The 13,389-nt window shown below is 31.0% G+C and carries 14 protein-coding genes; 11 read left to right on the forward strand and 3 right to left on the reverse strand.

The window, feature by feature from the left end; genetic code table 11:
• The first annotated feature begins 66 nt into the window (after positions 1–66).
• The 7 genes from DK508_RS13195 (at position 67) to DK508_RS13225 (ending at position 4,580) form a co-directional block, all read left to right on the forward strand.
• On the forward strand, positions 67–561 hold the full coding sequence (locus DK508_RS13195; protein WP_235016408.1) for a VOC family protein: 495 nt from the start codon (positions 67–69) through the stop codon (positions 559–561).
• 173 nt (positions 562–734) lie between these two features.
• Complete coding sequence (locus tag DK508_RS13200) at positions 735–1,142, forward strand: response regulator transcription factor (RefSeq protein ID WP_109301218.1); 408 nt, start codon at positions 735–737, stop codon at positions 1,140–1,142.
• 110 nt (positions 1,143–1,252) lie between these two features.
• Positions 1,253–1,783, forward strand: a complete 531-nt coding sequence (locus tag DK508_RS13205) for a DUF4199 domain-containing protein (protein ID WP_109301219.1) — start codon at positions 1,253–1,255, stop codon at positions 1,781–1,783.
• Positions 1,784–1,785: 2 nt separating this feature from the next.
• A complete protein-coding gene (locus DK508_RS13210; RefSeq protein ID WP_109301220.1) occupies positions 1,786–2,118 on the forward strand; it encodes a DUF1801 domain-containing protein in 333 nt (110 codons plus the stop codon).
• Positions 2,119–2,543: 425 nt separating this feature from the next.
• Complete coding sequence (locus DK508_RS13215; RefSeq protein ID WP_109301221.1) at positions 2,544–2,879, forward strand: hypothetical protein; 336 nt, start codon at positions 2,544–2,546, stop codon at positions 2,877–2,879.
• An 87-nt stretch (positions 2,880–2,966) separates the two neighbouring features.
• Positions 2,967–3,203, forward strand: coding sequence for a YARHG domain-containing protein (locus tag DK508_RS21585; protein WP_370443847.1), 237 nt, complete (start codon positions 2,967–2,969; stop codon positions 3,201–3,203).
• Between the two features lie 255 nt (positions 3,204–3,458).
• Positions 3,459–4,580 carry an inorganic phosphate transporter gene (locus DK508_RS13225; protein WP_109301223.1) on the forward strand — a complete coding sequence of 374 codons (1,122 nt, stop codon included), beginning with the start codon at positions 3,459–3,461 and terminating at the stop codon, positions 4,578–4,580.
• A 377-nt stretch (positions 4,581–4,957) separates the two neighbouring features.
• Here the strand turns inward: DK508_RS13225 and DK508_RS13230 are convergent, their stop codons facing one another.
• A complete protein-coding gene (locus DK508_RS13230) occupies positions 4,958–8,188 on the reverse strand; it encodes a S41 family peptidase (RefSeq protein ID WP_109301224.1) in 3,231 nt (1,076 codons plus the stop codon).
• A 294-nt stretch (positions 8,189–8,482) separates the two neighbouring features.
• Here DK508_RS13230 and DK508_RS13235 point away from each other — a divergent pair, with 294 nt between their 5' ends.
• Together DK508_RS13235 and DK508_RS13240 are read left to right on the forward strand one after the other, a co-directional pair.
• Positions 8,483–8,923: a toxin-antitoxin system YwqK family antitoxin gene (locus DK508_RS13235; protein WP_160114703.1), complete on the forward strand. Its 441-nt coding sequence runs from the start codon at positions 8,483–8,485 to the stop codon at positions 8,921–8,923.
• 157 nt (positions 8,924–9,080) lie between these two features.
• Positions 9,081–10,025, forward strand: a complete 945-nt coding sequence (locus DK508_RS13240) for a hypothetical protein (protein ID WP_235016409.1) — start codon at positions 9,081–9,083, stop codon at positions 10,023–10,025.
• A 141-nt stretch (positions 10,026–10,166) separates the two neighbouring features.
• On the opposite strand, the gene DK508_RS13245 is transcribed toward DK508_RS13240, so the two are convergent.
• A complete protein-coding gene (locus tag DK508_RS13245; protein ID WP_109301227.1) occupies positions 10,167–10,352 on the reverse strand; it encodes an Arc family DNA binding domain-containing protein in 186 nt (61 codons plus the stop codon).
• A 2-nt stretch (positions 10,353–10,354) separates the two neighbouring features.
• The gene (locus tag DK508_RS13250) at positions 10,355–11,209 is read right to left on the reverse strand and encodes an SPFH domain-containing protein (RefSeq protein WP_109301228.1); all 855 of its coding nucleotides are present in this window, start codon (positions 11,207–11,209) and stop codon (positions 10,355–10,357) included.
• Between the two features lie 229 nt (positions 11,210–11,438).
• Here DK508_RS13250 and DK508_RS13255 point away from each other — a divergent pair, with 229 nt between their 5' ends.
• Together DK508_RS13255 and DK508_RS13260 are read left to right on the forward strand one after the other, a co-directional pair.
• Positions 11,439–12,011, forward strand: coding sequence for a hypothetical protein (locus tag DK508_RS13255; protein WP_109301229.1), 573 nt, complete (start codon positions 11,439–11,441; stop codon positions 12,009–12,011).
• Between the two features lie 108 nt (positions 12,012–12,119).
• A complete protein-coding gene (locus DK508_RS13260; protein ID WP_109301230.1) occupies positions 12,120–13,352 on the forward strand; it encodes a S41 family peptidase in 1,233 nt (410 codons plus the stop codon).
• Positions 13,353–13,389: the final 37 nt, after the last annotated feature.

Genomic DNA, 13,389 nt, shown 5'->3' on the forward strand with positions numbered 1-13,389 from the left:
CGCATTTTTACAATTTCAAATCACCTATTCAAAATAATTTTGCTTCCTTAAAATATCCTAAGACAAATGAATAGAATAATACTAAACCTAACCATTTTGTTTGCCATTGGTCTTGTTGCTTGTAACAAGCAAAACAAAGCCAATTCTGAAACAGGAAAGCAAAATTTACAAGTAGAAAAAAAAATGACTGATATGAATAGTTTTATTTCCCTTTTTGAAATACCTGCAATTGATATTTCAAGAGCAATAGATTTTTACCAAGCAATTTTGGATATTAACATTGAAAAAATGGAAATACCAGGAATGGAAATGGGAATTTTTCCTTATGAAAACCAAACAATCACGGGAGTAATAATGAAAGGAGAAGACTTCAAACCGTCTACTGATGGTGTAACCATTTATCTTAATGGAGGAGATAATTTGCAAACTATCCTTGACAAAGTTGAGGAAAATGGCGGGAAAATCATTATTCCAAAAACAGCACACGCCGATGAAAGTGGATTTTTTGCTCTGTTTTTAGATACAGAAGGAAATAAGTTAGGGCTCAATTCTCCTAATTAAAGGAGATAAAAGCAAACGTACAACAATGTATATGAGCCATAGCATAAATTATACTTCGTTTATGGCTTTTTCGTATATTTAAGATCTGAACGAAGCCAAAAAAGTTAGTGCATAAAAATCCAGTACGACACATAATATTAAATGTTGCATGCAAGAGAAACGTAACAAAAGAAATGAAAATACAAATAGATAATACAAAACTATTTTTAATTGGACTTACAATTTTGATTGTTATCTGTGTATTGACTTTTAATGTTGTTTATTTTTCGAGTTATTATGGAATTACACAAATTGATTATATCAATTCTCTCTTACTCGTACCTTTCATCTTGTTAATATTTTCTTTTGGAATTTTCATAGAGCAAAACAAACAAAAAGAAAAATTAAAAAAAATTGATTCTTTTTATCTTACTTCAAAAGAAAAAGAAGTAACCTTAAAGATTTTGAAAAAGAAGAAAAATCAAGAAATTGCGAATGAAATGTTTGTTGAACTATCTACTATAAAAACGCACATCAATAACATTTACAAAAAGGTTGGAGTAAAAAACCGAAAAGAGTTATTTGAGAAGATAAACAACTAAATCCTTGATTTTGTTGGTATTGTAAAAATCCACCTTTTTTTCCACCCATTGAAATAAGGAAATTTCATCGAACAATATCAAATTTGCCGAATAACTTTTAAAATTAAATTATGAATCAAAAAACATTGTATTCGGTAAAATCAGGTTTTCTAATTGCGCTTGCAGGAACCTTGCTTATGCTAATTCTATTGGTATTAAATTTTGTTGGACCAGAATCCATTAAAAAAGATAAACTAATGATTGGTGGAACAATCCTATTTATTTCTCTTTACATTTTTCTTCTGTTAGGTATATATAAAAGTATTTCAAACACTAAAAGGATTACCCAAAACCTTACATTCAAAAGCGCCTTTCTTACTGGGTTTATAGTAAGTCTTGCGACAGCAATTTTTTCTGCGTTATTTACATTATTATTTTATGAAGTAATATATCCTAACTATAATGCTGATATGACAACTGTTTTGACCGAAAAACTATCAAACCAAAACCTGAACGAAACCGAAATGATTAAGAAAATTAATGAGCAAACAAAATATTATAGTACCACAATGCAAGCACAGTTTTCTTTTGTTGGGAACCTAATTACTGGAATCGCATTTTCACTAATATTGAGTTTATTCTTAAAATCAAAAAAGAATTAATAATGAATCAAGAAGTTACTACATATATCGAAAATTCAGAGGAGAATAATAAAGGGATTTTACACAAATTGAGAGAATTAATCTTCGCTTTAATTCCTAATGTAAAGGAACAATTTAAATGGAATAGACCAGTGTATGCAAATGATAAGGATTTTTGTTATTTAAGAACAACAAAAAAAGCAGTTACTCTTGGTTTTTTCGAATTTGACAAAGTAAAAACCAATAGTCATTTAATAGAAGGAACTGGAAAATCTATGAGACATATTAAAATCAAAAATGTTGACGAAATAGAAGAATTTGAAATAAAAAAAATGATTGACGAAGTCTTGAAATAACACTAGCAATTAACAAGATTTAGTTACAACAAACTTAATGATTATAAATGCAGAATAAATAATGTAATTGATTACATTGAAAAAAATTTGGACGATGATTTCTCTTTGAATAAACTAACAAAGATTCCTAATTTCTCGAAATTTCATTTAAGCAGAATATTTCGCGGTATCACTGGCAAAACACCTTTCTAATTGATTCTTCGACTTCGATTGGAAAAAGCAGCATCGTTATTGATTCGCAGTCGCTATTCAATTTCTGACATTACCTATAAGTAAGGATAAAAGTTTGCCGGTATTCTCGAAAAGCTTTAAATCTCATTTTAAAGAATCAGCAACTTCATTTAAGAAAAAAAATGGCAATTTGAAATACGAAAAAAGCACTATTATTATTAATTCTGATTTCTAACTTTTCTTTTGGCCAAGTAATGGGCGGTGAAAAAATTGATGAAAATAAAATTAGTGTTTGGAGTGTCGAATCCTTAAACGAATATGAAGGAATTTATTTCTTCGGATTTTTGGAAGCAGAATCTCAAATAACATTATCTATAGATCAAAACATTATTTGTGCTCAGCTCAAATCATATAAGTGGGTAAAGGAAAATGAAGATAAGCTTGGTCGGCATCCCCTGTATCTAAACTATACAAATGTAAAAATTAAAGGAAACAAATTCTTTTCTGACCAAAGTAATGGCGAATTTGTAACCTATAATAATCAAAAGTGTTTAAAATTGGGAAATCCTCCTGCTCTACTCTTTGTCTAAGAAGGAGAATATGAACTCGGACAATTCGGGGGTGATAATTTATCAAAATATTACTCGGGTAGATTCATTGATACTATTTTCAGCTTAATTAATGATAATTATCTAAAATCATTGAATCTTGAGGATTTACAGATAATGAGAAATGAAATATTTGCTAGATATAACTACATTTTTAAAAGCGGAGGAGAAATGGATACTTACTTTAAAAAACAAAGTTGGTATATTAGGATTAATAAAAACGTTGACCAATTATTAACGGATATAGAAAAAGTAAATATCAAGTCCATACGGAAAGTTGAACAAGTAAAAAAGAAAGAAAAGTAAATAACACTATATATGTGATCACAGCCATTAGCTCTTAATTGATTGATTTTCAAATGCCTATAATACGAAATGATTTTAAAGCTAAAGAATGTTTAAAACCTGTGACGAAGTGTCCTGGGTTAGGTAACATTTTGCACAACTAAGGCACATATATTAAACGTTGTATGCAAGCTTTGAACTAGTTACTTTCATCAAGCTTTTTTTGTAATTAAAATTATTGTTATGCGACTATTATAAAATTATCTATTCTAATTTATGATTTTAATAATTCTCTTTGGCGCAGCTTGTTTTCTTGCATATAGTAATGGAGCAAATGATAATTTTAAAGGAGTTGCTACTTTATTTGGTAGCGGAACTCTTAATTATAAAAAAGCAATAATTTGGGCGACTACTACAACTTTTGCAGGGTCAGTGGCAGCTATTTTTTTGGCTGGAACATTAGTGAAAAATTTTTCAGGAAAAGGTTTAGTCCCTGATTCTTTAATTCAATCTCCAGAATTTGCAATATCTATTGCTATTGGAGCTGCCATAACCGTTTTTATAGCTACTAAAATTGGAATGCCTATATCAACAACTCATAGTCTGGTAGGAGCATTATTTGGTAGTGGAATTGTTGCTGTTGGAACTTCGTTTAATTTCGCAAAGTTAGGCAGCACTTTTTTAATGCCTTTAATTGTTAGTCCACTTATGGCGGCATTAGTCAGTTTTATAGCATATCTGGTTTTTAAAAAACTAAGAAAAATTATTGGAGTTACTAAAGAAACCTGCGTATGTGTTGGAGAAGAAAGAATTCCGGTCATAAAAGACAATAACACAAATGAATTTATATCTGTCGAAAACAAAAAACGGGCGAGCATCAAAATATCAAATGAATTACAATGTATTGAGGCTTACAAAGGAAACTTTTTAGGAATTAATTCACAAAAACTATTGGATTTTGCACATTATGCAAGTGCGGGTGTAGTAAGTTTTGCCAGAGGACTAAATGACACACCGAAAATTGTAGGATTACTAATTGTTATTAATGCAATGGATATTAAATGGGGAATGATTGCTGTAGCTATAGCAATGGCCGTAGGTGGTCTTATAAACGCAAAAAAAGTTGGAGAAATGATGAGTAAGAAAATTACACCAATGAATAGTGGTCAAGGGTTTACAGCTAATTTAATTACTGGGCTTTTGGTTACAACTGCCAGTGTTCACGGACTACCTGTTTCAACAACGCACGTATCGGTAGGTTCGATTTTTGGAATAGGGACTGTGACCAAAAAAGCTGATTTAAAAGTGATTAGAAATATTCTACTTTCTTGGCTACTAACTTTACCGATTGCTGCGTTTTGTAGTGCTATTGTTTATTGGATATTAATCACAATATAAATAGCGCCAGTATATAACTACGTATATATAAAATAGGGGCCGATGGGTAAGAGTTTGAAAATCCCTACATCTAAAAGATACAAGAATTATCTGAAAAGCCTGAACATTCAAACCCTCCACTTTTTATATACAATACCATTGTGCTTTATTACCACAAACCATTAACCAATGGTAAAATTCTTTAGAAAAATCAAACAAAACTTTCTACTAAAAATAAAAGCAAGTATTGAGAAAGAATTAAAACTTTTACAATAACTAAAGTACAACAGGATGTAAAATAAATTATAGCTAAATTTCTAGCTTATATATTAAATTTGTTACTTAACCTTAATTGTTATAACCAACAAGTTTAAGTATTTAACTAGCATAATTAAAAATTAATTCTTTAACAACACATTGACTGCACTCTCTAGTTGTTGATCTCTTCCTGTAATTACAATCTCCGGGTCTAATGCAACTTTTATATCTGGCTCTAATTGTTGATTTTCAAGATATTTACCTTTAGTATCAAGAATACCGACCATTGGTATCCCGAACCTAGATCCATTTTGTAACCTTTCCCACCATACCGCAGTACCTGTTCCAGGTACTGGCATACCTACAAGCATTCCAATACCCATTGCTCGATATGTAACAGGAAACATATGAGCATCAGAGTAATTGCTTTCACTCATTACTACAACGGATGGTTTATTCCATTTAAATTGAGGTTCTGATCCTAAATTTTGACCTCTCGGTCTAAAATCCATATAAGATTTTCCATTTAGAAATGTTGCTAGATCATCATGAAGCCAACCTCCACCATTAAATCTAGTATCCACAATAAGTCCTTCTTTATCATAATGTTTTCCTAGAGCATCATCATATACCTTTCTAAAACTCTCATCATTCATTCCTCGAACATGAACATAACCTAACTTACCATCAGAAAGTTGCTCAACGAGACGGTTACAATTTTTAACCCATCTTTCATAACGCATTTGGCTTAATTCTCTGCTACTAATTGGTTTTACTGTTTCCTCCCAATATTTTTTTGATTCGGGATCATAGAAAGTAAGTAATGTATTTTTACCAGCCTTACGATTAAGGAGTGGATAATAATTCATATCCTTATTGATTTTCACACCATCTATTGATTGTATTATGTGACCAGCTCTTGATTTATTGTTTTTATTTTTTAACGGACTCTTGTCCATAATTTCAACAATCTTTAATCCATCACCCGAGTAAGATTGATCCAAGAAGATTCCTAATGAAGCCGTTTTATCTCCATTTGGATTAGAACTTCTATAACTTGCACCTGTATGAGAGGCATTTAATTCACCTAACATTTCACTCATTAGCTCTGCAAAATCATAATTATTATTGATATCTTTCAGTTTAACGAAATAGGCTTTTTTATAAAAATCCCAATCTACTCCTTGCATATCTTTACGGTAAAACTTCTTCTTCGTTTGACGCCAAATATGTTCAGCTAAGTAAGCACGTTCAGACATTTCATCAAGTAACATTTCACCTTTAATAGAAATACCTTCCACTTTTCCTTTTTTTAGATCAACTTTACTCATTTTACCATTAGATAGAATATAAAGAATTTCTCCTTTAGGTCCCATTTCAATATCACCTTGACTTTTTGCATTTAATGAAGCAAGAATTTTTGTTTCTTTAGTACGAAGATTAGTTTCCCATAGATTATAACCTTTCTCGAATTTCGCAAGGTAGTAGAGCATTTTACCGTCTTTGGAAATAACTGCTGCTCCAAGATCTGAAGAATGGGTTGTCAATCGAATAATTCTATCTTCTCGCCCATCCAACTCCAATTGAATAGGATCTACTTGTTTTTCTTTATCCTCACTTTTCTTTTTGTCTTTTGATTCATCCTTATCACCTTCTGAACCTGAATTCTTCTTCTCTTCAGACATCAACTCTGATTCTAGTTCACTTAAATTAAAATTATCCCAAGCAGATTGTGTTAAAAACATACCATAAAAATCCATTTCAGTTCCCCAACTTGCATGATTTTTCATTCCATTTCTGGCAGAATACCATGTAATCATTTTACCATCCATCATCCATTGTGGAGAATGTGCACCATAACCAGTAGGAGATATATTAATAATAGGTTCTTTACCAGATGCATTGACTAGACCTGCTTGATCTATCCATTGGCTATTTCTTAAATAATTCACCAAAAACCACTTACTATCAGGAGACCACTCATAGAATTGGTCTCCATCTGAATAAGAGTAGTTATTATTACCCGGTATAATCTCGCGTACCTCCTTACTTTTTAGATTGATGACCTTAAGATTAGTGCGTTCTTCAAGAAAAGCTACTTCCTTGCCATCAGGAGAATAACTTGCTTGAAAAGTTTCGGAATCTGAATTGAGAATAATTTTCTCCTCTAAAACTGTCGAATTAAAAAAATACTTTTCTTCTTCACGACTTAGCGAAGTCTCATATAGATTCCAACTTCCATTGCGTTCACTAGCATAAAGTATAGCTTTACCATCTGGGCTAAAAGATACACTGCGCTCTTGTTCGGGGGTATTCGTAATTCGCTTTGTTGTTCCATCTTTAATAGAACTAACGAATACTTCACCGCGTTTAATAAAAGCTATTTCTTTTCCATTAGAAGAAACATCAAACTCAGTAAGATTGTCATTTACAGATAATGTTTTTATTGGTATATTACGTAAATCTGAACGGATATCTATTTCAACAAGTTGAGGTTCAGCTCCATCTGTTTGTAAAAATATTCTTCCATGATAGCCATAACACAGCTTACCATCTGAAGCTATGCTTAGATGACGAACAGGATGAGTCTTGAACTTTGAAATTTGTTGAGAGGCTCCTCCAGAGAGACTCCCTTTATATACATTAAAACTACCTGAAGATTCATTCAAGAAATAATAAGAATTCCCGTCTTTCGCAAAAACGGGATTCATGTCTTCTCCATTAAACGTACTTAGTTGTGTATAAGCTTTAGATTCGACATCATACTTCCAAATATCACGAGTAACAGATGATGTATGGTGCTTGCGAAGTGGGTCTTCATATCCTTTTGAATCTTGAAAAAGTAGTGTTTTTCCATCCTTACTTATTTTGGTATTGACTGCAGGCGTAGTTAGAACTTGTACTACTCTACCTCCCTTAATTGGTACTTTGTATAATTCTGGTAAGACGGAAGAAGGAAATTGTTGATTAGTATGTAAGTCTAAACGCGAAGATGAGAATAAAACGAAATTACCATCAGGGCTAAAATCGCTAGGGCTATCATTAGAAGAGTGAAATGTTAGTCGTTTAGAGGTACCTCCTTTTGATGGCATCACAAAAACATCAAAATTACCATGCCTATTTGAAGCAAAAGCAATTAGAGAACCATCATGAGACCATACAGGCATATGATCATAGCCATCGCTTATTGTAAGAATAGTAGCTGTTCCTCCAGTAGATGGTACCGTATAAATGTCACCATGATAGCTAAAGGCTATAGTTTTACCATCAGGAGATAATGCCGGAAAACGTAGCCATTGAGAACTCTCTTGGCCTGATGAAATTTGGTATAAAAAGATGAAGATAAAAAACAGAAAAATTGATTTTCTCATAATAAAAATATAAGGTATTCTAATTGTTAGGGTAGCTAAGATAATTATTTAAGCTATACATCTCTGCCAAATTTTGTAATGCAAGGTTCTGGCAATCTAAAACTACTACATTTACTTGATATAAACATCTATTTTGCAATTCGTAAATTCGAGTTATTATTTACCCAAATTGTAAAAAAAGCACAACAAAGTGTATATTCAATTGTTTTGGTAAGTGCTTATTTAAAAAATCTTGATAGTATTAATGGATAGAACTATTACATAATGAAATTAAGTATACTGATAAAGTTGCTGATGATTATCTTACTTTTATCAAACAACTACGGATGTACAGAACAGAATAAAAAAGAGAAAAAAATAATTGACGGCCATTCAAAAGACAACAATTACCAACAAGGTAAAAAAGTAGGGTTATGGAAAGAATTCTATAAAAACAGACAGATAAAAAGTGAAGGCACTTTTAAAGATGGAAAAAAAGAAGGGGTACATAAAGAATGGCTAAGCAATGGTGTTCTAATTTTAGAGGGAAATTATGAAAGTGGATTAGCAAATGGGCTAATGAAATGGTATCACGACAAAGGGTATTTGGCAGATGTAGGTTTAATGAAAAACGGACTAAGACATGGAATTTGGAAAGTGTATGCCGTCGAAGATGGAAAATTAACACCGGAAGTAAAATTCAATGAAGGAAAACAACAAGAAGTTTTAAAAACATATAATAGCGCTGTAAAATAAAAACTATTGACAACACCATATAAAAATTATCGTGAGTTAATGCTAACAAAAAAGATTCAGGTATTTTTGGAAATTAGGCTTATGTATAGTATTATTCATAAATAATAGCTTGTCCCCCGCTCTAGTTATGATATATTTAACGTTTGTAGCACATGAAATGAAAAAATTAGGGATTCCAAATAATTTATTTCCAATAATTAGTTTAGGTATGCTATTAATTCTTTTTAGTAGCTGTAAAAATACGTCAAGGCAATTTAAAGCATTAGTTTTTGAAGCGAATAATATATCCACCAAAGCAATAGAATATGCTCCAAGCTTTTCGTCTTCGGGTTCAGAGATTTACTTTTCGAAAAGTAATGACAAATGGGGAAAGGGCAATATTAAAAGCTCAATATATTTTTCGATCAAAAAAAACCAAAAATGGTCAAAGCCTAAATTAGCACCTTTTTCTGGTCAATATGACGACAGTGCTCCCCATCTTACCAATAACGGAAAAACTCTTTATTTTATTTCCCAGAGACCTTATGACGGAATCCACAATGCATCGCAGGATATATGGAAAGTAGAAAGAAACGAAAACAACAAATGGGGAACACCAATTAGGTTAGATAATCCTATCAATTCTTCTCAAAATGAATATTGCATTAAAACTGATGAATATGGCAATCTATATTTGGCTTCTGACCGTAATCTAGGATATGGCCAAGGTGACCTTTATATTGTAAAAAAAACAAATAATACCTATGGTTCACCAGTAAATTTAGGAAATTCCTTGAATTCAGAAAAAGGAGAATGGAATTTAGAGGTGAATAAAGAAGGGAATATTATCATCTTTGAAGCTTCGGAAAGGGCAGAGAACCTCTCGCCTTATGGTGATCTATATATTAGTTTTAAACTAGATAATGATTGGTCTTTACCACAAAATATTCAAGAAATTAATACTACAGGCAGTGACCTTTATCCAGAATTAATTGAAGATGATAATATCTTGTATTTTTCTAGTAGTGATAGCCTTAAAAGTACTCGAACAAATATCTATTTCATTGAATTTAAACATATTTATGACAAGTACAGAAGAAATGTTGTTTTTCTAAAAAAGTAAAAAAAGTACTACTATACCATACATGTGATTATAACTGATTAGTAATTCATATCCAAAGGTCGATAACATCTGAAACCTTTTTTCTAAGAGAAGAATTATACCCAAATATACACCTTGTCGTTTATGGTTAGTTGCAATTAACTATTCATTTGAGTTAATATCTTTATTTTGATCTTTTTTTGGTAATCTTTTTGCTTCCTTTAAGCTTTTATTTATAATCCACTCAATTTGTCCATTAACGCTACGAAACTCATCGTCTGCCCATTTTTCTATTTGTTTAAAGATATCTGGGTCTATTCGAAGTGCAAATGATTTTCTTTTACTCACAATTAAGAATTTAGAGTTCCTGCGTTTACTATTGGGACAGCTTCCTTATCACCACACAAAACTACCATTAAATTACTTACCATAGAAGCTTTTTTGTCATCATCAAAGTCAATAATATTATCTGTAGATAATTTATGCAATGCATCTTCTACCATGCCCACAGCTCCTTCAACTATTTTTTTTCTAGCCGCCACTATGGCAACTGCCTGCTGTCTTTTTAGCATTGAACTTGCAATTTCTGGAGCGTATGCTAAATATCCTATTCTTGCCTCCATTACTTTTATACCGGCAATAGATAAACGTTCGGTAATTTCATTCTCTAGGGCTTCGTTTACTTCATCCATCCCCGATCTTAAAGTAAATTTAGCCTGCTCGTCATCAAAATTATCATATGGGTAAGACCCCGCAAGTTTTCTTACAGCGGCATCTGTTTGTACTTTTACAAATTCTTCATAATTATCAACATCAAAAGCCGATTTATATGTGTCAGCAACCTTCCAGACCAAGATTACATTAATCATAATCGGATTGCCAATTTTGTCATTTACCTTAACTCTATCACTATCAAAATTTCTAGCTCTCAATGAAATTTTCTGTCTTGTAAAAAAAGGATTAGCCCAAAAAAATCCATTTTCACGAACAGTCCCTTTATAAGCTCCAAATAAAACTAACACTTTTGAACTATTTGGATTGACAATAAAAAAACCTTTAATTATAAATATTGCAAATATTCCTAAGATCAAGAAAGATAAATTTTTGATCAATAATAGACCTATTACCATAATAATAATTGTGACCATTAACACGAGAAGCATTACATAACCATTTGTTGCTTTAACTTTAGTTTCTATTTTCATGTGATATCATTTTAATATCACAATAATACTAAATTAATCTATCATTAACAAATCATGAATACGATGTTGGATAAAACAGTGGCTACCAAAATGTATAATTAATTGCTTCATTATGGCCTACTTTTAGAAAACCTTATCTGATTTTATGTTCGGCTTTTATTTGTTAAATTACGTACCTAATTACATAACCAATACCTTTCTATAACACAATACTGAAAACCAAATACAAATGCGTAAAACTATAATCCTTTCATTATTATTGGCCTTTGGGTTTACATCTTGTAAAAATTCTGAAAAAAGAAATGACAAACTTGAAATCGCAAAACAATACTACAATATTCTTAATAATTCTGATCATTCTGGAATAAGAACAATATTAGGGGATAGTATTGTGATTAGAGAAAGTGAAAGTGATTACCAGGAATCTTTTTCTCAAAAAAGATATGTTGAATGGTTGGAGTGGGATTCGGTATTTGAACCAACATATAAAATTCTTGAAATTGAACAAGAAAATGAAATTGTAAAAACAAAAATTTCTAAAATAGATAAAAGAATCTTTTTTCTTCATGAAGAGCCAATGGTTTGGAATGAAATTATCCGATTTGATAATGATAAAATAACCAGAGTTGAAAGAGTTGAATACGAGATTTTTAATGTTAAGAAATTTCTCAAAAACAGAAATGAGCTTTTAAACTGGATTGACAAAAACTACCCTGAATTGAATGGATATCTATATGACCAAACAGAATCTGGTGCAATGAAATACTTAAAAGCAATCGAACTGTACAAAAACAAAAAATAACGTACCTCAAAGACATATGTGATTTTATCATATATGAGATGAATCAATTAATTCTTGTCTATACACACTTATAGCGTTCTATTCAATTAAAAAAACAATGTATTATTTATGAAAAATCTTATTTTAATAATCACTACTCTTATAAATTTCTCTTGTGTTAATTCACAAGAAAATAAAATTGATCAAAATAAAATTAAAGAAGATTTAGGCAAAATCATAAACGATATATCACATAATTACACTTACCTACAAGAAAAAAAGGTAGATTTAAATTGTATCCAAGAACACTACGAAAAAGAAATCCCAAACATAAAAACAGAAGAAGAGATTGTATTGTTTTTTGAATATTTACTAGACGAGTTTTATGATAATCACATTATTTTAAGAACAAATAGAAATTCTTCTTTTCGTCTTTTTGCTCCAATTTATATAACCATAGATAATGGAAAGCCAGTCGTAACAAATATTTGGCAAACACAAATAGAAAACCCTGAACACAACCTAATTGGAGCAGAAATCACACAATTTAACGGTATTGATTTTGAACAAGTTATACAAGATTTTCCAACGCACTGTAATGATAAAAGCTTTCCTGAAACTAAAGAATGGATTGCTAATAAAATTTTGGCTGGTAGGTATAACGAACCCAGAGTATTGAGTTTAAAATTAGCTAACAACAGAGTAATCAAGTATGACTTAGATAATATCAAGATAAAAAATAATGATTCCCTTTTAACATCAAAAACAGTTAACGGAATTGGGGTTATTAGAATAAATAATTCACTTGGAAATGATAATTTGGTTGGTGAGTTTGACAACGTATTAAACAAACTATCAAGCACAAAAGGTCTTATTATAGATTTAAGAAATACAATTTTTGGTGGTGACACATATGAAGCTCGTGGTATTATGAGTAGATTTATAAAAGAGCCTAAACCATATCAAAAGCACTCATACATTGCAAAATCAGAAAACAATCCAGATGTTGAACGAAGTTGGGTCGAATACGTTAGTCCTCGTTTGAATCAATATGAAAAACCTGTTGTGGTTTTAGTTGGTCGTTGGACAGGTAGTATGGGAGAAGGATTGGCAATAGGTTTTGAAGGAATGGAAAGAGCCGAAATTGTTGGTTCTGAAATGAGAAGACTAGCTGGTGAAGTTTATGACTTTAGTTTTAAGTATCGAAACTATGGATATAAATTATCAACTACAAAATTGTATCATGTAAATGGAACTATAAGAGAAAAATATGTCCCAACGAACTATGTAAAACAAACAACTACTGAAAAAGACGAGATTTTAGAAAAAGGAATCGAACTAATTAATAAAATTACTGAATAAAATCAAGATAAAACACCATGTATAAAAATGATTACAT

The sequence above is a fragment of the Aquimarina sp. AU474 genome (genome assembly GCF_900312815.1).
GTDB lineage: Bacteria > Bacteroidota > Bacteroidia > Flavobacteriales > Flavobacteriaceae > Aquimarina.